The sequence below is a fragment of the Streptomyces sedi genome, assembly GCF_006335015.1.
Classification (GTDB): domain Bacteria; phylum Actinomycetota; class Actinomycetes; order Streptomycetales; family Streptomycetaceae; genus Streptomyces; species Streptomyces sedi.
The window spans coordinates 139,141-161,894 of record NZ_VDGT01000009.1; the positions used below are offsets into that span (position 1 = coordinate 139,141).

General features: G+C 71.8%; 26 protein-coding genes. 14 read left to right on the forward strand and 12 right to left on the reverse strand.

The window, feature by feature from the left end:
- Positions 1-273 precede the first annotated feature (273 nt).
- Both FH715_RS14035 and FH715_RS14040 read left to right on the forward strand, forming a co-directional pair.
- Complete coding sequence (locus FH715_RS14035; RefSeq protein WP_139645045.1) at positions 274-864, forward strand: TetR/AcrR family transcriptional regulator; 591 nt, start codon at positions 274-276, stop codon at positions 862-864.
- 519 nt (positions 865-1,383) lie between these two features.
- On the forward strand, positions 1,384-1,572 hold the full coding sequence (locus tag FH715_RS14040; RefSeq protein WP_211367629.1) for a hypothetical protein: 189 nt from the start codon (positions 1,384-1,386) through the stop codon (positions 1,570-1,572).
- 380 nt (positions 1,573-1,952) lie between these two features.
- On the opposite strand, the gene FH715_RS14045 is transcribed toward FH715_RS14040, so the two are convergent.
- The 5 genes from FH715_RS14045 to FH715_RS14065 all read right to left on the reverse strand — a co-directional run bounded on the left by FH715_RS14045 (position 1,953) and on the right by FH715_RS14065 (position 8,292).
- Positions 1,953-2,831: a hypothetical protein gene (locus FH715_RS14045; protein ID WP_139645048.1), complete on the reverse strand. Its 879-nt coding sequence runs from the start codon at positions 2,829-2,831 to the stop codon at positions 1,953-1,955.
- Positions 2,828-5,023 (reverse strand): NACHT domain-containing protein, encoded by a 2,196-nt coding sequence (locus FH715_RS14050; RefSeq protein WP_139645050.1) that lies wholly within the window; start codon positions 5,021-5,023, stop codon positions 2,828-2,830. Before FH715_RS14050 ends, FH715_RS14045 begins: the two co-directional genes overlap by 4 nt.
- Complete coding sequence (locus FH715_RS14055; RefSeq protein WP_246108741.1) at positions 5,020-5,880, reverse strand: hypothetical protein; 861 nt, start codon at positions 5,878-5,880, stop codon at positions 5,020-5,022. Before FH715_RS14055 ends, FH715_RS14050 begins: the two co-directional genes overlap by 4 nt.
- 158 nt (positions 5,881-6,038) lie before the next feature.
- The gene (locus FH715_RS14060) at positions 6,039-6,698 is read right to left on the reverse strand and encodes a Crp/Fnr family transcriptional regulator (RefSeq protein WP_246108742.1); all 660 of its coding nucleotides are present in this window, start codon (positions 6,696-6,698) and stop codon (positions 6,039-6,041) included.
- Between the two features lie 199 nt (positions 6,699-6,897).
- Entirely contained in the window at positions 6,898-8,292 is a 1,395-nt protein-coding gene (locus FH715_RS14065) for a hypothetical protein (RefSeq protein WP_139645052.1), read from the reverse strand.
- Between the two features lie 130 nt (positions 8,293-8,422).
- Between FH715_RS14065 and FH715_RS14070 the strand changes: the two genes are divergently transcribed.
- The 4 genes from FH715_RS14070 to FH715_RS14085 all read left to right on the forward strand — a co-directional run bounded on the left by FH715_RS14070 (position 8,423) and on the right by FH715_RS14085 (position 10,878).
- A complete protein-coding gene (locus FH715_RS14070; RefSeq protein ID WP_139645054.1) occupies positions 8,423-8,881 on the forward strand; it encodes a hypothetical protein in 459 nt (152 codons plus the stop codon).
- Positions 8,882-9,318: 437 nt separating this feature from the next.
- Entirely contained in the window at positions 9,319-9,501 is a 183-nt protein-coding gene (locus tag FH715_RS14075; RefSeq protein ID WP_139645057.1) for a hypothetical protein, read from the forward strand.
- Complete coding sequence (locus FH715_RS14080) at positions 9,498-10,088, forward strand: sigma-70 family RNA polymerase sigma factor (protein ID WP_246108743.1); 591 nt, start codon at positions 9,498-9,500, stop codon at positions 10,086-10,088. The genes FH715_RS14075 and FH715_RS14080 overlap by 4 nt, the downstream gene beginning before the upstream one ends.
- 1 nt (position 10,089) lies before the next feature.
- Positions 10,090-10,878: a hypothetical protein gene (locus FH715_RS14085; RefSeq protein WP_139645059.1), complete on the forward strand. Its 789-nt coding sequence runs from the start codon at positions 10,090-10,092 to the stop codon at positions 10,876-10,878.
- A 28-nt stretch (positions 10,879-10,906) separates the two neighbouring features.
- Here FH715_RS14085 and FH715_RS14090 read toward each other — a convergent pair whose 3' ends face one another.
- From FH715_RS14090 to FH715_RS14105, 4 genes are all read right to left on the reverse strand, one after another.
- Positions 10,907-11,365 (reverse strand): hypothetical protein, encoded by a 459-nt coding sequence (locus tag FH715_RS14090; RefSeq protein WP_139645061.1) that lies wholly within the window; start codon positions 11,363-11,365, stop codon positions 10,907-10,909.
- 174 nt (positions 11,366-11,539) lie between these two features.
- Positions 11,540-11,887, reverse strand: coding sequence for a DUF7848 domain-containing protein (locus FH715_RS14095; protein WP_139645063.1), 348 nt, complete (start codon positions 11,885-11,887; stop codon positions 11,540-11,542).
- Complete coding sequence (locus FH715_RS14100) at positions 11,884-12,186, reverse strand: hypothetical protein (protein ID WP_139645065.1); 303 nt, start codon at positions 12,184-12,186, stop codon at positions 11,884-11,886. Before FH715_RS14100 ends, FH715_RS14095 begins: the two co-directional genes overlap by 4 nt.
- Positions 12,183-12,629 carry an ATP-binding protein gene (locus FH715_RS14105; RefSeq protein ID WP_139645067.1) on the reverse strand — a complete coding sequence of 149 codons (447 nt, stop codon included), beginning with the start codon at positions 12,627-12,629 and terminating at the stop codon, positions 12,183-12,185. The genes FH715_RS14100 and FH715_RS14105 overlap by 4 nt, the downstream gene beginning before the upstream one ends.
- Positions 12,630-12,816: 187 nt before the next feature.
- Between FH715_RS14105 and FH715_RS14110 the strand changes: the two genes are divergently transcribed.
- The 4 genes from FH715_RS14110 to FH715_RS14125 all read left to right on the forward strand — a co-directional run bounded on the left by FH715_RS14110 (position 12,817) and on the right by FH715_RS14125 (position 14,408).
- Positions 12,817-13,647: a helix-turn-helix domain-containing protein gene (locus FH715_RS14110; RefSeq protein WP_139645069.1), complete on the forward strand. Its 831-nt coding sequence runs from the start codon at positions 12,817-12,819 to the stop codon at positions 13,645-13,647.
- Positions 13,644-13,847 carry a DUF397 domain-containing protein gene (locus FH715_RS14115; RefSeq protein WP_139645071.1) on the forward strand — a complete coding sequence of 68 codons (204 nt, stop codon included), beginning with the start codon at positions 13,644-13,646 and terminating at the stop codon, positions 13,845-13,847. Before FH715_RS14110 ends, FH715_RS14115 begins: the two co-directional genes overlap by 4 nt.
- Before the next feature lie 94 nt (positions 13,848-13,941).
- Positions 13,942-14,166: a DUF397 domain-containing protein gene (locus tag FH715_RS14120; protein WP_139645073.1), complete on the forward strand. Its 225-nt coding sequence runs from the start codon at positions 13,942-13,944 to the stop codon at positions 14,164-14,166.
- 38 nt (positions 14,167-14,204) lie between these two features.
- The gene (locus FH715_RS14125; protein ID WP_139645075.1) at positions 14,205-14,408 is read left to right on the forward strand and encodes a DUF397 domain-containing protein; all 204 of its coding nucleotides are present in this window, start codon (positions 14,205-14,207) and stop codon (positions 14,406-14,408) included.
- Between the two features lie 58 nt (positions 14,409-14,466).
- On the opposite strand, the gene FH715_RS14130 is transcribed toward FH715_RS14125, so the two are convergent.
- Positions 14,467-15,807 carry an erythromycin esterase family protein gene (locus FH715_RS14130; protein WP_246108744.1) on the reverse strand — a complete coding sequence of 447 codons (1,341 nt, stop codon included), beginning with the start codon at positions 15,805-15,807 and terminating at the stop codon, positions 14,467-14,469.
- Between the two features lie 70 nt (positions 15,808-15,877).
- Between FH715_RS14130 and FH715_RS14135 the strand changes: the two genes are divergently transcribed.
- Entirely contained in the window at positions 15,878-16,594 is a 717-nt protein-coding gene (locus tag FH715_RS14135) for a MerR family transcriptional regulator (protein ID WP_139645079.1), read from the forward strand.
- Between the two features lie 48 nt (positions 16,595-16,642).
- On the opposite strand, the gene FH715_RS28240 is transcribed toward FH715_RS14135, so the two are convergent.
- The gene (locus tag FH715_RS28240; RefSeq protein WP_170184730.1) at positions 16,643-16,810 is read right to left on the reverse strand and encodes a hypothetical protein; all 168 of its coding nucleotides are present in this window, start codon (positions 16,808-16,810) and stop codon (positions 16,643-16,645) included.
- Positions 16,811-16,935: 125 nt separating this feature from the next.
- Complete coding sequence (locus FH715_RS14140) at positions 16,936-18,276, reverse strand: MFS transporter (protein WP_139645081.1); 1,341 nt, start codon at positions 18,274-18,276, stop codon at positions 16,936-16,938.
- Positions 18,277-18,743: 467 nt separating this feature from the next.
- On the opposite strand from FH715_RS14140, the gene FH715_RS14145 reads away from it, so the two are divergent.
- The 3 genes from FH715_RS14145 (at position 18,744) to FH715_RS14155 (ending at position 22,663) form a co-directional block, all read left to right on the forward strand.
- Positions 18,744-19,796 (forward strand): NAD-dependent epimerase/dehydratase family protein, encoded by a 1,053-nt coding sequence (locus tag FH715_RS14145; RefSeq protein WP_139645083.1) that lies wholly within the window; start codon positions 18,744-18,746, stop codon positions 19,794-19,796.
- Positions 19,797-19,865: 69 nt separating this feature from the next.
- On the forward strand, positions 19,866-21,527 hold the full coding sequence (locus tag FH715_RS14150; protein WP_139645085.1) for a carbamoyltransferase family protein: 1,662 nt from the start codon (positions 19,866-19,868) through the stop codon (positions 21,525-21,527).
- A 113-nt stretch (positions 21,528-21,640) separates the two neighbouring features.
- Positions 21,641-22,663, forward strand: coding sequence for a glycosyltransferase family 2 protein (locus FH715_RS14155; RefSeq protein WP_139645087.1), 1,023 nt, complete (start codon positions 21,641-21,643; stop codon positions 22,661-22,663).
- Positions 22,664-22,754: the final 91 nt, after the last annotated feature.

Below are 22,754 nucleotides of genomic sequence, written 5' to 3' on the forward strand. Positions count from 1 at the left end.
AGGGACGGATGTCGGGGTGCCGCCGGTAGGTCGGCACGCGAGGAATGGTTGGGAACGCCGGGAAGCCGGGGTCCACAGGACTCGCCTTACCGGATCAACGTTCCGCTTAAGACGATACGGAACAGCGTTCCGGATTGTCAACGCGTCCCGAGCTTGTCAGACAAGCCGATGACCTCGGCGGATCGGGCCGACTACACTCACACCGAATCGGTGCCAGGTGACCGAAGGCGCGGAGGACGTTCCACGCCGCCCGACCCCGCGAGGGACCCCCAGATGACTGAACGGGACACGGCCGCGCCCCCGCGCCGCGCACGGCGCGTCGACGCGCGGCGGAACGAGCAGAAGCTTCTCGACGCGGCGGCCAGCGTCTTCGTCGCCTCGGGCGTCGACGCGCCGATCCGGGAGATCGCGGCGGAGGCGGGCGTCGGCCTGGGGACCATCTACCGGCACTTCCCCGACCGCACCGGGCTGGTCATCGCGGTCTACGGCCACCAGGTGGAGACCTGCGCGGAGGCCGGCCGGCAGCTGCTCGCCGAGGAGCCGTCGCCGCTCGACGCCCTGCTCGCCTGGGTGGAGCGCTTTGTCGACTTCGTCATCACCAAGCACGGCCTCGCCGACGCGCTGGGCTCGGACGACCCCGGGTTCCAGCGGCTGCATGCGCACTTTCTGGACCGGCTCGTCCCCGTCTGCGCCGAGCTGCTGGCAGCCGCCGAGGACGCCGGTCAGATCACGCCCGGGGTGGACGCCTACGAGCTGATGCGCGGCATCGGGAACCTCTGCGTCGGCCACGAGTCGGACGACCGGTACGACCCCCGCCACCTGATCCGGCTCCTCGTGCGCGGGCTGCGCATCGCGGAGTCCTGAGCCGTTCGGCCGGGTGGGCGCGGGTGCCGGAGTCGTCGTCTCGGCCACGGTGGCCGCCCGGAGGGGCCCGACGGACGGCGCGCTGATCCGTGGGAGCGTGGGAACGTGGGAGCATCGCCGGGCGGTGCGACCGGCGCCGGCCGTCCGTCTCGACGGACGGCGGGAGCGTGCCGGCGTCGACGGACCGGTGGGGGGCGTCGCACACGGACGGCGGGCCGGCGGCAGGCCGGAACGGGCGGGCGCGGACGGGCGAACGGACGGACGCCGGCTCGTCGTGTGCGGTCTTCAGGTTCCAGGGAGGAGAGCGGGGGCGGACGTTCGATGGCGGGCGCCCCAATCAGGCGGCGGGCGCCGGGCGTTGGCCACCGCAGCGCGCGACGCGCGACGCGCGCGCCTCGTAACTTCTCGGCCAACCGCTCGGTAGGCACGCCGAGTTCCGAGTCGGCTGCCTGCCGCGAGGACCGAGCGAACCAGGAGCGGAAGATGAACGAGAACGCCGCACGAAGGCTGCGTCGGTGGATGGCGGCGGGTGCCACCGTGGCGGCGGCCGGCACCCTCCAGGCGGGAACGGCACACGCCGACGAGACCCACCACCACTCCCACAACGGCCCCCGAGTCATGTTGGTCAGCACCGGGCAAATCGACGACCCGCTGGAGGACGTTCTGGAACACACGCTGAACTTCGGCGACGGGTACGGGTGGCACTGACGCCTCCCGAAGTGTCTTCCGGCGCGCTACACAGCGACGGCTCGCCGGATCTGAGGCCGCTCGGCGACCATCCGCTGGAGCCTCCGCGGCTCGACGCGGCGCCCACATCCCGCCCCGCCTGTGGGCGCTGGACATCGCGTCGGAGACCGTCACCGACCTCGCCGTGGTGGCCGAGCTGAAGGGGCCGCCCTCTCTTCCGGTACCAAGGAACCGTGGCGGGAACTGGCTGAGGGAACGCGACCGCCTCTCCCCGGTCCTCCTCGGCGTCCACCCCGAACCGCCGGGGGAGAACGTGCCGGCGCCGATCGACTGGGCGGTCGTCGAGGACGAACTGCCGCAGGAGGAGGGGAGTCAGCGTCGGCCGAGGGCCGTCGGTACGTTCACCACTGCCGTCCACGGTCGCCCCGGGGCCCCGTGCCGCGCCCCAACCGGGCGAGTCGGTCGCGCATGAGCTGTGACAACTCCTGCTGTTCCTCAGTCGACAGTGTCCCCAACAGGCCCACCATTTCCTCTTCCCAACGGCTGTCCCCCTGGATCAGCTTCCGGTTGTCAACCGTCCAGTTGAGTACTTCGCGGACATCTTCTGGTCGCCTCATCAGCCAGAGCGCCGCCAGCGACACCGGTCCGTTGCGCACCGCCTGTACGCAGAAGTCGTACTCCTCCCGACGCGATGGGTTCCAGGCGTACGGGAACGGACCGGTCTCGGCGCCGGCGAGCAACAGTTCGTCGTCGGAGTCCCGGGAGGCACTGTCCGCCACCTCGTAGGTGATTCCGTAGTGGTCGAGCGGCTGGGGTGCGGCCAGTTGTTGGAAGATGTCGTTGGCGGTCAGCATCCTGCTCTCCGCCGCGTATTGCTTGTCCAGTTGGCCCAGGCGTTCGTCCAGGTCGGCACGCACGGTGTACCAGCCGTGCGTCATCTGGGCTCTCACAACCTTGATCGGATCGTGCACCCACCACCGAATAGTGAGGGACACGGGTTCGGGTGGGCCGTAGGTGTGGGGCACGCGGACCCCCCGCACGCCCTGGTACTCGTCGGTGGTCACGTGGAAGGCGGCGACGTACTGGGGACGGCCTCCGACACCCTCGTACGCGCTTCCCGACTCGGGCGTGACGCGCCCGTCGTTGAGTTGGTGGAACATCCCGGTACTGTCCTGGAGGACCAGCGTGAATCCCGGCTGGTCCGACCAGCGGTATCGCAAGAGCTCTCGGCGGGGACTGCGTGTGGCACGCCGGAAGACGGGACGCCTGGTGTCGGTCATGGTGCCGTGCTCCTCGACTCGTCGGTGGTGGGGCCGGGCTGCGGTTCTCCCTGGCGCCAGGCGACCAGTGCCTGATGGGCGATGGCCTTGCCGGCCAGGGCCGGGTCCTCGTGGCGGTCGATGGTGACGAACAGTCGGAAGACCCCGTGGTACATACCGTGCGAGAGGGCTGACAGCAGGGCCTCAACTCCGAGACGGACCCTGTCGTCCCAGGTGGCCACCCTGCACCAAGTGAGCATCGCGCCGGCCGTGCGGTGGAAATGTTCTTCCTCGTTCAACCCCCGGTGCACGAGCGTGATGACGCGCTCCGCGCTTTCTCCGCCCTCGACGAGTTGTGCGCTGAACCACGAGGTGTCCTGATGAATCAGGCGAGTGAACGTCGTCAGAGCGACCGTGCCGCGGTCCCCCGGAATTTCGGCCCAGCTGGAAAGCCTCTCCAGCACCTCCGTCTGGTTTCCCGCTCGGAACAGTTCGCTGAGTGCCACCACAACGGCGTTGGTGACCCTGTACTCGCCCACCGCGTCGGTTCCGCGAAGCACATCGCCCAGAAGCCGCAACGCGTGCCGAGGGCGCGCGATCCCGTAGGGAGAGGCACAGGTCAACGCGACCGTGGAACGGACGTGCGCACTCTGCCTCCCGCTCCAGCCGGCCAGTCGATAGCGGATCTCACCCGCCAGTACCGGATCATCCGAGGCGATGCCCAGCGCGACGGCCGCGATCTGTTGCGAGGTCCTGCGCTCGGACTTCGCCAAGGTGGAGATGTGCGCGAGGGCACGCCGCCCACCACCCCACTGGGCCGCCATTCCCATCGTCCTGCCGACGGGGCGGACGAGTTCCTTCTCTCCCGGCACCTTCTCCAACCATTCGGTGATCAGCCGGGCCATCTGTCCGTACTGCCGCCACACGTGTCTGAGCACCGCCTCGGCCTGTCCATGGCGAGCGAACCGGACGGGCTCCACTGCATAGTCGTACCCGGCCGCGGAATTGACCTCCGCTGGCATGACCTCCGCGTCAATATTGCTGGTCAGGTCTCTCAACGAGTGGTTCAGCACGTACTGAGGATTCGGCCGACTCTCCTCTTCCTGACGACTTCCCGGGATGACGTGGTCAAGCCTGCCGTCGGCGAGCTCCAGCAGTCGGTCAGCCTCCTCTCGAACGACCCGGTAGTCCAAGCCCTCGAAGACAGAGGTCGCCAGCAGGAAGGCCAGGTCCCCTGACGATTCCCGCGATCGTTGGATCAACGCGCGTGCTTCCTCCTCGGCGAGGAAGCTCATCCTTTCCCGCAATCGCCGGCCGTCCGTGTTCCCCGAGGCCAGTTCCTCGACCAGCTCGACCACGTCCCTGGGAGCGAGCTGCTGAGCCAACAGCTCCTTCAGCGTCTCGCCGCCCACGCTGTCAAGGAGGCGCTGCCGTCGCGCGTCGTGCGGGATCCTGGCCGCCAGCCGCGCCTGGAACACCTCGCTCGCCGGCGGCGGCACGCAACGAAGCGGAGGGTGCCGGAGGGCGGCTTTGAGATCGCGGTGCAGGTCGTGCGCGTCGGGTATCACGATCACCATGCGTGCCTCGGCATCCCTGAGTCGACTGATCAGTTGGTTGACCCGCCAGCCTTCAAGGAGTTGTCGCGGCACAGACAAGCCGTCGACCAGATACCCGCGGACCTGCTGCCCGCTCGGGTGCCAACGGGACAGATCGACGGTTCCGTCCACGGCCCGCAGGGTCATGCTGCCGCAGTGCCGATGCAGAAGGTTGAGCGCTGCGGTGCGCCTGCCGGCGCCGGGAGCACCGCTCAGTACCAGCAGCCCCGTGTCCAGGCGACGCAACGCGTGGGCGAACCACTCGGGTTCGGCGAATCCGTGCTGCGCCTCCAGAATCTCCTCAGCGAAGATGGGCCCTTCCTGGATCGACGCGCGTCGCCCCTGCCTGGCACCTCGCGTGTTGCTGACATGCTGATCGCCCTCCACCGACCCGTAGTTGATGATCGCGCCGGGTGCGAACACGCCGGACACCGGAACCGCGCCGGTGGCCACGCCATCCAGCAGCACGTCTAGATCGTCCTCGGGGTCGCCGTCCGGCTCGGCCGCGCCCTCGCTCACTGCTTCGGCGGGCTGTTCGGTCGAGACCTCGCCCGGTGTCGCCGGTTCGTCGGGTTTCGCGCCGGCCTCCGGTTCCGGAGCCTCACCCTTCGTCGTCATCGTGCCCCGCCGTGGTGATTGGTGATCTGCTGGGCACCGTGGTGGGTACCGGTGTTGATGATGCCGCCGTCGGCCTGGAACCGACTGCTCAAACCGTCCGGGGCCGGGGCACGTTCCGGGGCCCCGGAGGCGGCCGGCTCGTCGTGAGGCGCCTGCGTGTCACCTCCGAGGACGCGCGGGTCACGCAGATTCCCAGAGGGCTCCGGCACGTACAACCAGGCTCGTTGAGCGAAGGGCTTGCCCTCGACCGTGGCGGGCACCTCAACGAAGTGGTCCATGTGGCGACCGGTGTAGCCACTGGCCACGGCGTCTTGGTAGCAGCGGTCGGAGAGGATCGCCGCGACATGGGTGATGTTCGGACTCTGTTCCGTCAACAGGGCCTTGACCGGGCGCGAGTCGAGCAGCCGGTGGGTGTCGTTGCGCGCGGTGCCGTTGCCGTCGAACTCGCCTCCCTCGTCCGGAAGAGGGCCGATGTTCAGGCTCACCCGGAGACGGAGCCGGACCACTCCCACCGAGTTGAGGTTGAACTCGGTGAGGTGCCTCTGGAGCGTCCCCAGCCACGGGTGGATGACGAACGGCATGAACTCGGGCGGAAACCCGAAGACATAACCATCGCCCGTCGAGTTCGGGAACCTGCGGTCGTGCCACACCTCCGCGAGATCGGCGTCGGCGAGGGACCGGTCGAGCACCTGCTGGATACTCCGGCTGATCTCCTCGTGCTGAATCGCCGGGTATCCGGTGAAGTCCTTGGCGTCCACCGCCACGATCCCCCGGTAGGGGGGCAACCGGCGGCTGCGTACGTTGGGGCGAATCATTGCCGACGGCGCCTCTTGCCCGTTAGCACCCGAAAACGACATCTCTCGCTGTTCCTTCCGTTGCTGGGACAGGCCAGCGCGTCCTGGTGGGCGCGGCCGACGGCAAGCCTGGCCCGAGACGGGGAGGGTCTCCGCACGCTCAGTGCGAAGAACACGTGACGTGTGCGACACGCGAGAGCGGGCACACGGCGGCGGGACACTCAGAGATGCACCACAGGGTCAGCGACACGACGCAACCCGTGAATGTCCTCAACGGTGATGCACTTTCGCCGTACGCCCAGGTACGCGGAGAGATCGGAGAGGGCGGCGGTCACAGTGTTCCGGGAAACCTGCAGATGCTCCGCGAGGTCGTCCCGGGTCAGCGCCAGCTCCGTGACGTCGGCGGGCGGCTGGCTGGGAGCGCTGGCGAGTCCTGCCAAGCGGACCAGCACCGCTGCCAGCCGGCTGGGAAGGGCGCCCGTCGCCCGCGCCTGGTCGGATTCCCGCAACCGATGAAAGGCATAGCGCACCAGCTGGGGAAAGAGCTCGTGCTCGGCGGCAAAGCGCAGAAACTCAGCCTTGCTGACGACCGTAACCGCACAGTCGGAGATCGCCTCCACGCTCGCGGAGCGCACGTCGTCGTCGAACACCGCTACCTCGCCCAGTAACTCCCCCGGTCCACGAAAGGCGAGCAGCACGGCTCGTCCGGTGTGCTCGTGCCGGACCACTTTGGTCACCCCACCGCGCAGCGCCAGAACGTGTGTGCCGGGTTCGCCCTGTCGCAACAACTGGCTGCCCGTCGCGTGCTGCCGTTCGATCCCCCGGGACAGCAGTCGCGACCAAATGTCCTCCCCCAGGAAGTCGCGCATGGTGCGGTTCACGCCACCTAAATATCTCTCACCGCGTTCGACCATGCGCCGACGGTAGCCTTCGCCCACGCATGGGATCGACCCGGCGATCAGCTTTTCACCAGTTCCCCGCAATCAGGTGACGAGGCGTCGATCGACAGGCGGCTCCACGCCGCAGGTGTCGCCGTTCCCGTCTCGGCGACGGCGAACACTGGGCGCCGCATGGCGACCGCTACGAATGTAGATCGGCGAGTCGGTCGCGCCAGTGCGCCGCCTCCTCGAACTGGGCGTACTCCTCGTGGCATTCGGCCTGCAGTCGGCAGCCGAGAGCTGCCACGTCGGGGAGGTGGCGGCGCGTCGCCTCGACGAGGGAGTGCATGGGCTGGTCGTCGGCGGGGCTGACGCATTCGTGGGCCAGTCGGGTCGCGAACTCGCTGGCGAGCGCGATCGGTTGCGCGGCGCCGGTGGTCAGCGCGTAGCCGAGGGCGTCGCCGGCGCCGCCGAGGGCTCCGGCCGCGCCCTGGGCGAACTCCATGAGCCTGCGGGCCGTTTCGGCGTCTGAGGCGCGCGCCTGGAGAAAGGCGAGTTCGGCAGCGATCTCGTAGCCGTGGCGCAGGGCCAGGTCGCCGCCGAAGTCGGTGCCCAGCGCGCGTTCCACCTCGCCCTCGTAGACGGCCAGGGCGAACGAGACCACGGCAGGGTCGTCGCCGTAGGCCAGCCGCAGGTGCGCTGCCGCGCGGGAGAGTTCGCCGCACCGGGCGAGCCGGTATCCGTGCTCGGCCGGGCTCTCCAGCTCCGCGCGCCGTCTGGCCTCGCCGATGACCTGGGAGTCCGTACGGACGGCCAGCGCGAAGGCGGCTCTGGCCTCTTCCTCCTCTCCCTCGGCGTGCAGCCGGAGGGCCAGTTCCAGGCGGGCCTCGCACTCACGCGCGGGAACGTCGGTCGACGCCGTTTCGCCTCGCCCCGAGCGGAGGTCGTCGAGGGCAAGGCGGGCGTGCACCCTTGTTTCGGCGTCGCCGAGGGCGAGGGCGCGCTCGAACGCGGCGACGGCGTCCGGGCGTCCGTCTTCCCGGAGGATGAACGCCCGGCGCAGCGACGCGTCTCCCGCCGTGGTCAGCGGCCCCCAGGCGCCGGTGCCCCAGCGGTCCCCGGCCCGGAGGGTGCGCGTCCAGCGCGGTGCGGTGACCCACACGTCGTACTCCGCCCGCACGAGGCGTTCCTCCAGGGGGAGTTCTCTGTCGGCGCGGTAGCGGCGGTTGAAGGTGGAGACGTGCGCGAGCCGTTCGAGTGCGTCGTGGTTCTCCCGGTACCAGGCGCCGAGGGCCTCGTCGACGGGGTGGTGGCGCGCCTCCACCCGTTCGACGCGTGCCACGTAGCGGTGCGCGTGCGCCTCGATCCACTCGGTGTCGAGGGACTGCTCCACGGTGAACTCGTCCCCGAGCGGTCCGCGGGGGCGGCCGTTCTCCCCGTCCGCCGCCTCTCGCAGCACCTGGACGAAGAAGCCGGGGCCTTTGGGTAGCGGATCCTCGTCCCACCACGGTTCGTGGTGCACCAGCAGGACCCTGATGCGGGTGGGTGTCTTGTCGTCGCCCGCCCGGACGACGTGTACGCGGAAGAGTCTGGTCATCGACCGGCCATCATGCCAAGGGAACTTCCCAACCTGCCGCCAGGGGGCGACAGCGCGGAGCGGGAGCATACTGGCCGGGAACCCGGGCGGCACGGCTCCGCCCCGCACGACCCGAGGGAGCAGCCGAACGTTGCGCGACGGACCGAGCAGGAGGAACGAGGCGGGCCGCCCGTCGGCGAACGCCCCGGCGCCCGAGGGCGGCGGGGAGGCGCTCGGCGGTGGCCGGCTCACCGAGGTGGTGCGGTTCGGCGACGCCGTGCGCCGCACCACGGGCCCCTGGTCCCCGGCCGTGCACGCGCCGCACACGCCGGAGTACCGGCGGAGCGTGGGCTGGGGCGAGGACGGCGACGTGCCGCGCCGGCTGCGGCTGTTCTGCGACGCCTACGGTCTCGACGCGTCCGAGCGGGCGGGACTGGTCGACCTTGTCGCGGAACGCCAGGCCGTCACCTTTGCCTCTCAGGACCTCTGGGCGGCCGAGGGCGTTCCCGGCTTTGTCGAACTCGCCGCCGGCACGCCCGAGTTCACCGAACGGCCCGACCTGCCGCATTGGCGACGGCATCGGGAAGCCTGGCAGCGCGCCCTCCTCTGACCAACGCGCCGCCGCCGGAGGGACGTTCGACGGTCGTGCTGCCCGACGGAGCGTCAACCGCGGTGCCGCCGAGTCCGTTTGTGGTCGGTCGCACCCTTCCCATGCTCCCATTCAAACCGTGATACGCGTCACACGACCTCGGACCCGTCGGGATATGCCGGCGTGGCAGCGACTGCCGCCCGAGGGCGTGCGCCGGCGTGAATCCGCTGGTCAGGTCGCTCACCGTGACCAGTACCGCGGACTGGTCAACGCTGCTGGCACGCCGCCGTCGGCATATGACCAGTTCGGCGACTCGTCAGGTGCCACAGGCTTCTCAGATCGACCTCAACGTTCCGCACGGCTTGGGGGTTAGCTGGTGGCTCACAGCGACCACCGATCAGTCAGCGGCCGGAACGGGGATCCGGCCCCCGGCACCACCTACCCCGAGAGGGACCCTCGTGAGCGACCTCGGCTACAACGTCGTGCTTCTGGTTCTCGCCCTTCGCGTGCTCGGACCCGACGCACTCCGCCTTCTGCGGCGCCTGCTGGGCGCCGGTGTCCGCATAGGCGCGGCGGCGCTGGCGGAACACCGCACCGGACAGCCGGCCAACGCCCTCCCCGTCGGAAGGGAGGAAGCGTGAACGACGAGACCCCCGACATGTACCCGCACGCGCGGGCGGTGCACGAGATCACCAGCCGACTGCCCGCCGCCTTCCACGCGTTCCACGAGCGCTATCTCCTCACCTACCGGGAGTACGCGGAACTCCAGCTCCAGGACGAGCGGTTGGCCCACCGGCTCGTGGACCAGGTGATGAGGGACCTGGCGTCGAGCTGGACCCGGCTGATGAGCGAGCCCGCTCCCGAGGCCGCGGCCTGGGCGATCCTGAAGATCAGCATCTCCGAGGAACTCGAACGGCGCGGCATGAAGCCCGCGCTGACCACCGTTGCCGCCTTTCGCCGCGCCAGTCGCCACACCCTGGAGGCCGCGCGCCCGCAGTTCGCCGCGCTGGAAAGCTCGTTGGGGCTCTTCACCGCCATCTCGCACCTTCCCGAGCGGCAGTTCGACGTCATGGTCCTCCAGTTCGTCCTGGGCTACACCCCGCAGCAGATCGCCGACATGATGGGGGTCGAACTCGCGACCGTCCGTTCGCACCGCATGATGGCCCGTACCCGTATCGCCAGGGAACTCAGGCCGAGGAACATCCTCCGTGCCGAGGAAGAAGACTGAGATGAACGACCACGAGACGGACATCGACGCCCTGTTGGACGACGCCCTGGCCCGCCCTCCCCGCCTGAGCGCCGAGGAGGCCGCGGAGGAGATCGCCGAATCCCGGCGACGCATCGAGCGCGACATCGCCGACGCGCTGTGGCGAAAGGCCCTGGAACGCGAGGAGTTCGCGATCCAGGCCCTCGCCCTCGCGCCGGCCAGCCGACCGCCCGGCCCCCGACCTCCCGTGATCCTCCAGGAGCGGGCGGGCCAGGACCTCACCCAGCTCTCCCGGCTGATCATCCGCACCTCGCACGCCGCCGCCAACATCGCGGGCCTGGTGGACCGGATCGAACCCGACGGGGCGATGGTCTTCGCCTGCCTCCTCCACCTGTCGGGGCGGCACGACGGCGCGAGGTTCTGGTGGCAGTTCTCCGCCGGCGCCGGCAAGTCCACCGCCGCCCTCTGCCTCTATCTGCTCCACCTCCAGCAGGGCGACATGCGCGACGCGCACCACTGGGCAAGGGAGGCCGTCGCCCTGGAGACCCCCGAACGGCGCCGCGCCGCACCGCGCCGCGTCTTCTACGTCTGGGACGAACCGCTGCTCTACCAGCGGGGCACGGCGACGGCGGAGTCCATGCTTCTGCGCATGGTCGCCGCCCTCGACCGGCACGAGCGCGACAGCGCGCGGCGCATCAGTCCACGACTGAACGTGGCCGTCCGGGGCCTGGAGACCGACCACCATCCCCTCTTCGGCGACATCCCGATTCCCGACCGCGCGCTGGTAAAGCAGCTCGAATCGTCGGCGTGAGCCGGGAGTTGGGTGTGATGGTGCCGGTTCAGGTGTAGGCGGCGGTGGGGCGGTCGGCGTTGATCAGGAGGGGGAGGCGGCGGCGTTGGCCGGCGGCGATGATGGCGTACTGGTAGAGCGCGGGCGGTTCGTGCAGTTCCCGCATCGGCACCCAACTCGCCCCTTCCTTGGGTTCGTTGGCCGGGAGGTCGGGGAGGACCCCGCCGTCCAGCACCCAGGTCAGGCCGGTCAGCTGACCAGTGGCGTCGGTGGTCGGGGTGAACGCCAGCACATCGGAGAGGGAACGGTCACAGCCGGTCGCGTGCGTGAACAGCGCCCGCGCGGTGGTAATCACGCAACGCCCCTCCGGCACGTCCCCGTGCGGCAACACCCACCCCTCCTCCCCGTCCTCCCGCCTGCCCCGCACCATCAACACGTGGTTGGTACCGGTGGTCGCCAGGATGTGGAACGAGAGAATGAGCGGGGAGTGGGCAATGGTGGTCAACATGTCAGCTTCCTAGGAATCGAGGGCTTGCATGAACAGCGGCCGGTGAGACCACTGGTCGGTGGTCAGCCGGCCCAGTGGTCACTGGTCAGCTGACCGGTCAACCGGTGACCCGGCAAACACTGGTGAGCTGACCAACTGGTCAACTGGTTGGGGAACTGGTCGCTCGCACGCTGGTCAGTTGAGGGCGGCCGGGAGGAACCCGGACAGGGCGGTGAGCAGACACATCAGCCCCACGAACACCGGACCGAACACCCCACCGGAGTCCGGCGGGGGCGGCGGCGAGTCCTCGTCGGGCCGGGGCACCACCCGCCAGTGCGACTCGGTGCGCGCGAGGAACAACGTGTGCTCCGGATGCTCCTGCACATGCTGGATCGACCACACGGCGACGGGCAGCGCGTCGTCGTCGAACAACGGCGAGTTCGCCCCACACGCCATGCACTCCGCACCGTGAATCCCCTCCGGGACACCCGAGCCACGCTCCTTCGTCAACACCCAGTCCGCGCTCTTCACGATCTCCGTCACGGGACACCTCCCTCTCCCCGCCGCGCGAGCTGGCGACCGAACGCGGTACGCGGCCGGCGGTACCGCGCCCGCCACCCCGACTCCGCGCAGTCCCAGACCATCGCGTGCAGTTGGTCCAGACAGTCATGGCAGGCGTACAACGGAGCGTGCGCACCGACGGTCGTGATCGCACCGATCCACACCACCGACGTCACCCGGTGCCCGCAGAAGAACCAGCACGGCCCCACCCGCGACGAGTCCACCCACACCTCGCGCCCCGGCGCCGGCAGCAGAAACTCCCACTCCGGCGGCGATGTCATCGGGACCGCCCGTTCGTCGGCCGCGCCGACACGGCCGTGAGCGGAAAGCGGAACCAGACCGACTTGCCCCCGCCCCTCGGCGAGAAGCCCCAGTCCTGGACCATCTCCCCCAGCAGCCAGAGGCCGCGCCCGCTCTCCGAACTCCAGTCGGGCATCCCGATCTTGGGCTCGTGGCGCGAGTTGTCGTCCACGGAGACGCGGATCGTTTCACCCTCTCGGGTGATTTTCAGTTCGCAACGCGGGTCGTGTTGCACGTGCTTGACCACGTTGCAGAGCAACTCAGAGACACCGAGCCTTGCCAGTTCCACTGCCTCTGCGTCACCACCCAACCGCGTGACAACGGCCGCCACGACCGCGCGCCACCGCTCGATCTCGCGGACCTGAGCCACTAACTGCCAGTTGTAGACGCCCAGTTCAGCGGCGAGTCGGGGATTAAGGATCATGGGCACCTCCCGGAGCCTGCGCGTTTCGCGCGCAAGGGTGGGCAGACGGCGACAACGCCCCGTGACCGTGCGAGCGCTCCGTGTCGTGAGACAGAATGACCCAGAGGCCCCCGATCGCGCAATCTCTCCTTCGCGTGAAATTGCACGCTCTCTCGACAGGGTCTCAACTCATGGCACACTGCGGCACATGACGACTGCGAGCCCGGTGGTCCGGCGGCGCCGGCTGGGACAGGAACTGAAGCAACTGCGCGAGGGCGCGAAGCTCACCGGCGCGGAGCTGGCACGGCGGCTGAAGTGGTCACCGTCGAAGATGTCGCGCCTGGAGGCGGGGCGGGGTGCACCCGCGGTGGCCGATGTGACCGCGATCCTGGACCACTTCGAGGTGGCCGGCGAACGACGTGACGAACTGCTCAAGCTGACACGCGAGGCTCGGAAGAAGGGCTGGTGGCAGCTCTACAGCAACATCCCGTACTCGACCTATATCGGCCTCGAAGCCGAGGCCAAGACGATCCTCACCTATCAGACCATCGTCCCGGGGCTCTTCCAGACCAGCCGCTACACCGAGGCTGTGAACCGGAGCACCGTTCCAGGCATGACCGACGACGCGGCCGAGCAGCGGCACGATGTGCGGATGCAGCGCCAGGAGTTGCTGAACCTGGCCAACCCCGTCCAGGTCCGGGCCGTCCTCGACGAAGCCGCTTTGACTCGTGTCGTCGGTGGCCCAGAGGTCATGAAGGAACAGCTCGGCCGGCTGCTGGAGCTCTCAGAGCGCCCCAACATCCTGCTCCAGGTGATTCCCTTCTCCAACGGCGCTCATCCGGCGACAATGGTGGGGCCGTTCGTCATCCTCCAATTTGAACACCAGGAGGACGCGGACGTGGTGTATGTCGAGTCCAGCAGCGATCCGTACGTTCGAGACACCGCGAGCTACGAGTTGCTGTTCGACAACCTGCGTGCCAACGCGGTCAGCGTCACCGAGACGCTGGCGATCATCAAGAACAGGATGTCGGAGCTATGAACAGCGAATCGGGCCAGGTCCCGGACCTCTCCCACGCCGCATGGCGCAAGCCGCGCCGAAGCGCGGGCAACGGTGAGTGCGTCGAGGTCGCCGACGGCTTCCCCGGCGCGGTCCCCGTCCGCGACAGCAAGAACCCGGGCCCGGCGCTCATCCTCCCCGCCTCCACCTGGACGACCTTCGTCGACCACCTCAAGCACTGAGCCAACCCCCGCACCACCCGAACCCCGCCGCCCCAACCTCACACCGGGCGACGGGGTTCACCCCACTTCAGCGCACCACCCGTTGGAGGTACCCATGCAAAAGCCCGAGCTGTACGCAACCGACCCCAGCGGCCTGGTCTGGCAGAAGAGCAGCCTGACGGCCAACAACGGTGATTGCTTCGAGTTGGCCCCCCTTCCGGACGGCGGCGTCGCCCTGCGCGACTCCAAGAACCCGGACCGCCCGCATCTCTGCTTCACCGCGGGTGAGTGGGCCGCGTTCAAGGGGGGCATCTTCAAGGGCGACTTCGACAACCTCTGACACGCGTCGGCCGCCGCCGAGGACAGGGAGTCCGCGCCATGAACCACACCTCATGCCCCACCCCGGACCTCTCCCACGCCGCATGGCGCAAGCCGCGCCGAAGCCAGGCCAACGGTGAGTGCGTCGAGGTCGCCGACGGCTTCCCCGGCGCGGTCCCCGTCCGCGACAGCAAGAACCCGGGCCCGGCGCTCATCCTCCCCGCCTCCACCTGGACGACCTTCGTCGACCACCTCAAGCACTGAGCCACCCCCCGCACCATCCGAACCCCGCCGCCCCAACCTCACACCCGGGCGACGGGGTTCACTCCGTTTCGCGCCGCACGTCCCCCACGTAGACCACCGCGTCGCTGCCGGCCAGGTGGGTCGGGTCCAGGGGTGCGTAGCCGAACCAGGGGGAGGTGCGGGGCGTGGGCGGGGCGTCGGCGAGGGTGGTGGTCAGGTGGGGGGTGGGGGTGAGCGACGGGGAGTGCGGGAGGGCGTGGAGGAGGCCCTCGACGGTGTCGGGCGGCGGGGCGTGCACGCCCCGGTGCGGGAGGCTGCCGAGCGCGGTGGCCAGGAAGGCGTAGTCGTCGCCGAGTTGGGCGTCCACCAGGGCGCCGGCGCTCCACCATTCGACCGTTCCCTCCCAGGTGCCCATCGCGCTGCGTACCCGCTGGAGGTGGGAGTTGTGGGCGTGGACGAGGACGGGGCCGCGTTCGGCGAGTGCCAGGAGGTTGGCGGCCATCATCTGGTCGCGCACGGCGACCAGCCGGGTCATGCGGGCGGGTGAGGCGTCGGCCATCCAGTGGTGGTAGCGGAGCAGGCCGGTGGCGGTGCGCGCGTGGAGGCGGGCGCGGTCCAGGGCGTCGCGGGAGGTGGCGGCGAGCAGGTGGGGGGTGTGTTCGTCGAGCAGGGCCGTCAGGTCGTCGGCGAGCAGCCGCAGCCGTTCGGCGACGGGGGAACGGCCGATCGAGCGGGCGGGGTTCAGCATCGCTTCGGGGTCGGCCCAGCGGTCGTCGTCGCCGAGGAGGGCGTCGAGCGTGGCGGCCGTGTCCTCGGGCAGCAGGGTCGCGGGCAGGTGGGGCGCGAGGTAGGCGTGCAGCGCGGTGAGTGCCTGGCGGGGGCCGGCGGCGGCGGTGATCTCCAACGGGCCGTCGAAGCCGGCGAAGTGGAGCCGTTCGGGGGCGGGCCGGCGCGCGTTGTGGGCGCGCATCCAGCGCACCAGCGCGCGGTTGGCCGGGGAGGCGCCGAGGCCGAGGTCGGGGTGGCTGAAGCCGCGTTCCATCACGTCGTCGAGGTCGGCGTGCGGGGAGTCGTCCCGGGCGTCGGGAACGGCGGGGTCGGCAGGGTCGGCGGGAACGGCAGGGTCGGCGGGGTCGGCGGGAACGGCGGGGTCGGCGGTGACGTGGTCGTCGACGAGCAGTCCGCGCAGGCAGTCGGTTTCCAGGGCGATGGTCCGGTAGCCGGCGGTCTCGACGAGGGCGCGGAAGAGCGTGTTGCGCATCTCCAGCAGCGCGTCCTCGCCGTGGGTCGGCTCGCCGAGGGCGAGCACCCGGGGGCGGGGCGTGGGGAGCAGCCGCTGGACGGCGGCGGCGTCGAGGGGGTGGGTGGCCTCCGCGATGCGGGTCACGCGGGTCACGCGGGTCACTTGGTGATGAGCCATGGCTTCCACCGTATCGTTGAGTTTCCGGTGGAAACCTTGGCGGCGAAAAGCGGGGGACTCAGGGGGAATCATGGGACGCAACCCTCAAACCGTGGGGCAGCTGAGGCCGGTCGATCTGGCGCGGCGGCACGGGCTGTCGACGCAGGCGGTGCGGAACTACGAGGACGCCGGCGCCCTCCCTGCCGCCGCGCGCACCGCGGCCGGTTACCGCGTCTACACGGCGCGGCACGGGGACGCGCTGCGCGCGTTCCTCGCGTTGGTGCCCGGGCACGGGCACCAGGCGGCGACGGCGATCATGCGGGCGGTGCACGGGGGCGTCGACGACGAGGCGTTCCAGCTCATCGACGCCAGCCATGTGCGGCTGCGGGAGGATCGGCGCACCCTTCAGGCCGTGGAGCGCGCCCTCGCCGACCTGGGGCCCGCGCCGGCGGAGTCGGCGGGCCGGCCCCGGTTCGTCGGGCCGTTGGCGCGGGAGCTGGGGGTGCGGGCGGCGACGCTGCGCGCGTGGGAACGGGCGGGGCTGCTGAGGCCGAGCCGGGACGCGGCGACCGGGTACCGGGTCTACGCCAAGGCGGATGTCAGGGACGCCCGGATGGTGCGCCAACTGCGGCGCGGCGGGTATCCGTTGGGGCAGATCGCACCGTTGATCGAGCAGGTGCGGGCGGCGGGCGGGCCCAGGCCGCTGGAGGCGGCGCTCGGCGACTGGCGCGGGCGGCTGGCCGCACGCGGGCGGGCGCTGCTCGCGGGGGCGGCGGCGCTGGAGGCGTATCTCGTCGCGTGGGGTTGAGCGGAACGCCACGGTGGGTGGCGGAGGTGTGGAACGAGCCGAGCCGGGTCACTCCTCGTAGTCGTCGGGGGTGACGTCGGCTTCCTCCAGGGCCTCGCGCAGGGTGCGGCCGGTGCCGTCGCCCGTCTCCCTCGGGTCGCCCTGCTCGGGGGCGGGGTCGGTGAGCTCGGGGTCGGTGGTCGTGGTCTTCGGCCTGTTCTCCTCGGGAACGGTCATGCCGTCGTTGCTCCCTCGCGCGTTCGGTGCCGGTGTCGGACGAGGGCCGCGAGTACCCGGCCGGCCGCGTTCCGACACCACCGTTCGGTGGTGACGGCGTGGGCGGACGCGGGCCCGTGGCGTGGTCAGCCCACCGGCAGCGGTGCCGGTTCGGGCGCCGGGGCCGGCTCGGCGCGGGGCGCGGGGACGGGGGCCGGTTCGGGGGCGGGTGCGCGGCGGCGGAGGGCGTGGAGCAGCAGGCCGGCGGCGGCCGGCAGCGCCACGAGCAGGCCGCCGGCGACCAACGCGGCCCGTGCGCCCATGAGTTCCATCATCAGGCCGACGGTGGGCGGGCCGACGAGGCCCCAGCCGGTGCTCAGGCTGCGCCAGACGCCGAGCACCCGGCCGCGCATGGCGGGCGGCGGGTCGGTCTGGAGCACGGTGGTGCCGGCGGTGTCGGAGACGGACTCCACCACGGCCATGGGGATCACCAGCAGGATCAGCAGGCCGAGGGTGGGGGTGAGCCCGGCGGCGATCTGGAAGACGGCGCCGATCGCGGACATGGCGGCGACCAGGCGGACCGAGGGGCGTTGCAGCACCCCGGCGAGGAGCGCGCCGGCGATGCCGCCGACGGCGAGCGCGGTGGAGACCGTGCCGAAGGCGCCGGGGCCGCCGGCGAGCGGGCCGGTGACGAGGACGGCCAGGGTCAGCGCGTAGTTGCGGCCGAAGACGGAGCTGAGCGCGGTGACGGCGGCCAGCAGCACCAGCTGCGGGCGGCTTCGGAAGAAGCGCAGCCCGGCGCGGGCGCCGCCGTCGTCGGGCTTCCCCGCGGCCTCGGCCGGGGCGGGCGCCGGGGCCTGTTCCGGTTCCTCGGCCGCGCGGTCGACCAGCCGGAGGAACGGGATGACGGCCGCGACGAAGACGAACGAGAAGCCGTTGGCGACGAACGCGGAGGCCGTTCCGAAGAGCACCACGGCGCCGCCGGCGAGCGCGGTGCCGGCGAGCCGGCCGACGCTGTGCACGGCCGAGCCGAGCGCGATGGCCGAGGGCACGTCGCGGCGCGGCACCAGGTCGTTGCCGAGGAGGGCGCAGGCCGGGCCGTCGACGGTGCTGATGACGCCGGTGACGGCGGCGAGCAGCATCAGCGCGGGCACGTTGAGCGCGTCGAGGGCCACCAGCACGGCGGTGGTGAAGGCGACGAGGCCGAGGGCGACCTGGCTGAGCGCGGCGGTCAGCTTGCGCGGCCAGGCGTCGACGACGGCGCCGCCGGCGAGGCCGAGCAGCAGCCCGGGGCCGGCCTGGACGGCCAGGGAGAGGCCGGTCATGGCGGCGGAGCCGGTGACCTGGAGGACCAGCAGGTTCTGGACGGTGAGCTGCATCCAGGTGCCGGCGTTGGAGACCAGGTTGGCCACGGACCACCAGCGCATGCTGGGGTGCCGCAGGGAACGCCACGGGTTGTGTCCCCTGGCGCGGCGGAGTGTGGGCATGAGGGTTCCCTGTGCCCCGGCGGGGCGGCTGACGTGGGGGGAGAACGGGCGGCGGTGCCCGTGGAACGGCGCGATCCACCGTGGCAGACGGCGGGGCGGCCGGGAAGACCAAGATCGTTCTCGGGGTGGCTGGGGAGGGGTTTCGCCGCGTGGGCTCGGGGGTTTCGGGGGTGCGGTGGGGTTGGTCACAGGTCTTTTCGCGGCGGAGCGCGCGGGCCGCGGACGACTACCGAGGTGGGTCGGACAGGTGCGTGGTCGGGTGCGGCCCGGTGGTCGGTTGCCCGCGCAGTTCCCCGCGCCCCTGAGGTGGACCGTGGTGCCGGCCGGCGGCAGACGCGCAGGTGAGAACGCGCAGGTGAGAACAGCCCCCGCCGCCCAGCGTCCGTTATGCGGCTGTTTGTCCGCGTTCGGTGGGGGTACCTGGGGACGTGGTCGCGGAAGGGTCAGGCCGCCGAGAGGAGCGGGACATGGAAGGCAGCACCGGCAGGCCGTTCCGGCACGCCGTCGTCACCGGCGGCGCCGGGTTCCTCGGGTCGCATCTGTGTGAGGCGCTGCTGGCGGCCGGCACGGAGGTGACCTGCGTCGACGACCTGTGCACCGCCCATCCCGACCATGTCGCGGCGCTCGCCGACCGGCCCGGGCTGACGCTGGTGCGCGCCGACGTGACGGAGCCGTTCGACGTCACGGGCGAGGTGGACCTGGTGCTGCACTTCGCCTCCCCCGCCTCGCCGGCCGACTATCTGCGGCTGCCGCTGCACACGTTGGAGACCGGCAGCCTCGGCACTCGCAACGCGCTGGCGCTGGCCCGCCGGCACGGCGCGCGGTTCGTGCTGGCCTCCACCTCGGAGGTGTACGGCGACCCGCTGGAGCACCCGCAGAGCGAGCGGTACTGGGGCAACGTGAACCCGGTGGGCCCGCGCAGCGTGTACGACGAGGCGAAGCGGTTCAGCGAGGCGCTGACGGTCGCCGAGGGCGAGGTGAACGGCACGGACACCGGCATCGTGCGGCTGTTCAACACCTACGGCCCCCGGATGCGCGGCCACGACGGGCGCGCGGTGCCGACGTTCGTGCGGCAGGCGCTGGCCGGCGAGCCGCTGACGGTGACGGGCGACGGGCGGCAGACCCGTTCCCTCACCTATGTGTCGGACACGGTCGCCGGGGTGCTGGCGCTGGCCGCCTCCGACCTGCGGACGCCGGTGAACATCGGCAACCCGACGGAGATCACCATGCGGGAGCTGGCCAGGACGGTGATCCGGCTGACCGGCTCGTCGTCGACCGTGCGGATGGTCGACCGGCCCGTGGACGACCCGATGGTGCGCCGCCCGGACATCACGCTGGCGCGCGGCAAGCTCCAGTGGGAGCCGGTGGTCGAGGCGGCCGACGGGCTGGCCCGCACGATCGCCTGGTTCGCCGGCCGCCCGGCCGACGCCGAACAGCCGGCCGACGCCGAACAGCCGGCCGGCACGGAACAGCCGGTCGGCACGGAACGGCCGGTCGACGCCGCGCGCCCGGCCGGCTGAAGCGCGGACGCCCCCCTCCTCCCCCGGTCCCGTTCCCCGGCTCGTCCCGGCCCACCCGACGGAGAACTGATGCGCGTACTCGGTGTCAACGCCCTCTTCCACGACCCGGCGGCGGCCCTCGTCGTCGACGGCAGGACCGTCGCCGCCGCCGAGGAGGAACGCTTCTCGCGCCGCAAGCACGGGAAACGGCCGCTGCCGTTCTCCGCCTGGGAGCTGCCGGAGATGTCCGCCGCCTGGTGTCTGAGCCAGGCGGGGCTGCGGCCCGAGGACCTGGACGCGGTCACCTACTCCTACGACCCGGCGCTGGCCAGGCCCGCCGACCGGCTGGGGCTGAGCGACCCGTGGGACGACCTGCGGCAGACGTACGCGCGGGAGGCGCCGGCGTTCCTGTGCGAGGCGCTGCCGGGGCTGGCGCCCGAGCAGGTGCGGTTCGTGCCGCACCACATGGCGCACGCCGCGTCGTCGGCGTTCGCCGCGCCGGGTGCCGAGCGTTCGTCGGTGCTGGTGCTCGACGGCAGGGGCGAGGCCACCTCGCACCTGGCGGCGCGGCGGGAGGGGGCGCGGCTGGAGGCGCTGCACGGGCAGGAACTGCCGCACTCGCTGGGGCTGTTCTACGAGGAGCTGACGGAGCACCTGGGCTTTCTGCGGTCGAGTGACGAGTACAAGGTGATGGCGCTCGCGGCGTACGGGAACCCGCGCCGGTTCCTGCCGGAGCTGCGGCGGTACGTGTACGCCACCGGGGACGGCGGGTTCCGGGCGGCGGGGGTGCCGTGGGCCGAGCTGTGCGCGGCGCGGCGGGACGGGGAGGGGTGGACGCCGGAGCAGGCGGATCTCGCGGCGGCGGCGCAGGCGTGTCTGGAGGAGACGGTGCTGGACCTGGTGCGCTGGCTGCACGGGCAGACCGGTGACGAGGTGCTGACCATGGCGGGCGGGGTGGCGTTGAACTGCGTGGCCAACTCGCGGCTGGCCGCCGAGGGCCCGTTCCGCCAGGTGTGGGTGCAGCCGGCGTCCGGGGACGCGGGCACCGCGCTGGGCGGCGCGCTGCTGCACGCGGCGGACGCCGACCCGGGCACCCCCACCCGGCCGCAGCCGGGCGTCGACCTGGGGCGGGGCTGGTCGGACGCGGAGCTGGAGGGGTGGCTGAAGACGGCGGCGGTGCCGTTCGAACGTCCGGCGGACGTCGCGGTCGAGGTGGCGCGGGCGCTGGCGGAGAACGCGGTGGTGGCCTGGTTCCAGGGGCGCGCCGAGTACGGGCCGAGGGCGCTGGGGCACCGCTCGCTGCTGGCGCACCCGGGGCCCTCGGGGAACCTGGAGCGGCTGAACGACATCAAGGGGCGTGAGCAGTTCCGCCCGGTGGCGCCGATGGTGCTGGCGGAACGGGCGTCGGAGATCTTCGCGGGGCCGCTGCCCAGCCCTTACATGCTCTTCGTGCACGAGGTGCTGCCGCCGTGGCGCGAGCGGATTCCCGCGGTGGTGCACGTGGACGGCACCGCGCGGGTGCAGACGGTGGACCGGGAGGCGGAGCCGCTGGTGGCGCGGATGCTGGAGGCGTTCGAGGCGGCGACCGGGCTGCCGGTGGTCGTCAACACCAGCCTGAACACGGCGGGTCGGCCGATGGTGGACGACCCGAGGGACGCGCTGGAGTGCTTCGGCTCGTCCCCGGTGGACCTGCTGGCGCTGGGCCCGTTCGTGGTGCGCCGGCGCGCGCTGTTCGGCGCGGGCGCCGGCTGACGGAGGCGCGGCGGGGGTCGGGGGCGGCGGGGGCGCCGGCTTACGGAGGCGTTTCGGGGGCGCGAAGGAACGACTGACACGCCCCTCGGAGGTGGCAGGTGGGTGAGGAACGCGTGACCGCTTACGCCGTGGTGATCCCGACGCTGGGCCGGCCCTCGCTGGACGCCGCGCTGGCGGCGCTGGCCGAGGGGGAAGGGCCGTCGCCGACCCGGGTGGTGCTGGTCGACGACCGGCCGCCCGAGGACCCCGAGCCGCTGGCCGTCGCGGTGCCCGAGGCGCTGCGGGCGGTCACCGAGATCGTCCCCGGCTGCGCCCGGGGCCCGGCCGCCGCGCGCAACACCGGCTGGCGCCGGGCGCGCGAGCCGTGGATCGCCTTCCTCGACGACGACGTGGTGCCGGGCTCCGGCTGGCGCCGGGCGCTGGCGGCCGACCTGGCGGCGGCCGGCGAGGGGACCGGCGGCGTCCAGGGCCGGATCGAGGTGCCGCTGCCGGAGGACCGCGCGCCGACGGACTGGGAACGGGCGACGGCCGGGCTGGCGTCGGCGCGCTGGATCACCGCCGACATGGCCTACCGGCGGGCGGCGTTGGCGGAGGTCGGGGGGTTCGACGAGCGTTTTCCCCGGGCGTTCCGCGAGGACGCGGACCTGGCGCTGCGCGTCATGGACGCCGGCTGGCGGCTGACGACCGGGCGGCGGCGCACGACGCACCCGGTGCGGCCGGCCGGCTTCTGGGTCTCCCTGCGTACCCAGGCGGGCAACGCGGACGACGTGCTGATGGCGCGGGTGCACGGGCGCGGCTGGCGGGCGCGGGCCGAGGCGCCGCTGGGGCGGTTTCCCGGCCATCTGGCGGCCGGCGCGGCGGCGGTCGGCGCGGTGGCGGCGCTGCTGGCGCGGCGGCCGGGGGCGGCGGCGCTCGGGGGTGCGCTGTGGCTGGCGGTGACGGCGGAGTTCGCCGTGGCCCGGATCGGCCCCGGCCCGCGCACGGCGGGCGAGGTCGCGCGCATGGCGCTGACCAGCGCGGCGATCCCGCCGTTCGCCGTCGGGCACCGGCTGCGCGGGATGGTGCGCCATCGCGGGACACGCCGGAGCAAAGTGTTTATATCGGACCAATCCGGCAACCCCTGGTCTCATGAGTGAACGCCCCACACGCCCGCCCGGGGGGCCCTGGCTCTTTCCGCCCGCTCCCCCGCCCGCCGGGCGCGGAGCGGACGAGCGGCACGGTCCAGGG

Excerpts from the sequence above, each read along its gene's own strand:
- FH715_RS14035 (WP_139645045.1), top strand. The coding sequence starts at position 274 with ATGACTGAACGGGACACGGCCGCGCCCCCGCGCCGCGCACGGCGCGTC.
- FH715_RS14040 (WP_211367629.1), top strand. The coding sequence starts at position 1,384 with ATGGCGGCGGGTGCCACCGTGGCGGCGGCCGGCACCCTCCAGGCGGGA.
- FH715_RS14045 (WP_139645048.1), bottom strand. The coding sequence starts at position 2,831 with ATGACCGACACCAGGCGTCCCGTCTTCCGGCGTGCCACACGCAGTCCC.
- FH715_RS14050 (WP_139645050.1), bottom strand. The coding sequence starts at position 5,023 with ATGACGACGAAGGGTGAGGCTCCGGAACCGGAGGCCGGCGCGAAACCC.
- FH715_RS14055 (WP_246108741.1), bottom strand. The coding sequence starts at position 5,880 with ATGTCGTTTTCGGGTGCTAACGGGCAAGAGGCGCCGTCGGCAATGATT.
- FH715_RS14065 (WP_139645052.1), bottom strand. The coding sequence starts at position 8,292 with ATGACCAGACTCTTCCGCGTACACGTCGTCCGGGCGGGCGACGACAAG.
- FH715_RS14085 (WP_139645059.1), top strand. The coding sequence starts at position 10,090 with ATGAACGACCACGAGACGGACATCGACGCCCTGTTGGACGACGCCCTG.
- FH715_RS14090 (WP_139645061.1), bottom strand. The coding sequence starts at position 11,365 with ATGTTGACCACCATTGCCCACTCCCCGCTCATTCTCTCGTTCCACATC.
- FH715_RS14100 (WP_139645065.1), bottom strand. The coding sequence starts at position 12,186 with ATGACATCGCCGCCGGAGTGGGAGTTTCTGCTGCCGGCGCCGGGGCGC.
- FH715_RS14105 (WP_139645067.1), bottom strand. The coding sequence starts at position 12,629 with ATGATCCTTAATCCCCGACTCGCCGCTGAACTGGGCGTCTACAACTGG.
- FH715_RS14110 (WP_139645069.1), top strand. The coding sequence starts at position 12,817 with ATGACGACTGCGAGCCCGGTGGTCCGGCGGCGCCGGCTGGGACAGGAA.
- FH715_RS14115 (WP_139645071.1), top strand. The coding sequence starts at position 13,644 with ATGAACAGCGAATCGGGCCAGGTCCCGGACCTCTCCCACGCCGCATGG.
- FH715_RS14120 (WP_139645073.1), top strand. The coding sequence starts at position 13,942 with ATGCAAAAGCCCGAGCTGTACGCAACCGACCCCAGCGGCCTGGTCTGG.
- FH715_RS14125 (WP_139645075.1), top strand. The coding sequence starts at position 14,205 with ATGAACCACACCTCATGCCCCACCCCGGACCTCTCCCACGCCGCATGG.
- FH715_RS14130 (WP_246108744.1), bottom strand. The coding sequence starts at position 15,807 with ATGGCTCATCACCAAGTGACCCGCGTGACCCGCGTGACCCGCATCGCG.
- FH715_RS14135 (WP_139645079.1), top strand. The coding sequence starts at position 15,878 with ATGGGACGCAACCCTCAAACCGTGGGGCAGCTGAGGCCGGTCGATCTG.
- FH715_RS28240 (WP_170184730.1), bottom strand. The coding sequence starts at position 16,810 with ATGACCGTTCCCGAGGAGAACAGGCCGAAGACCACGACCACCGACCCC.
- FH715_RS14140 (WP_139645081.1), bottom strand. The coding sequence starts at position 18,276 with ATGCCCACACTCCGCCGCGCCAGGGGACACAACCCGTGGCGTTCCCTG.
- FH715_RS14145 (WP_139645083.1), top strand. The coding sequence starts at position 18,744 with ATGGAAGGCAGCACCGGCAGGCCGTTCCGGCACGCCGTCGTCACCGGC.
- FH715_RS14150 (WP_139645085.1), top strand. The coding sequence starts at position 19,866 with ATGCGCGTACTCGGTGTCAACGCCCTCTTCCACGACCCGGCGGCGGCC.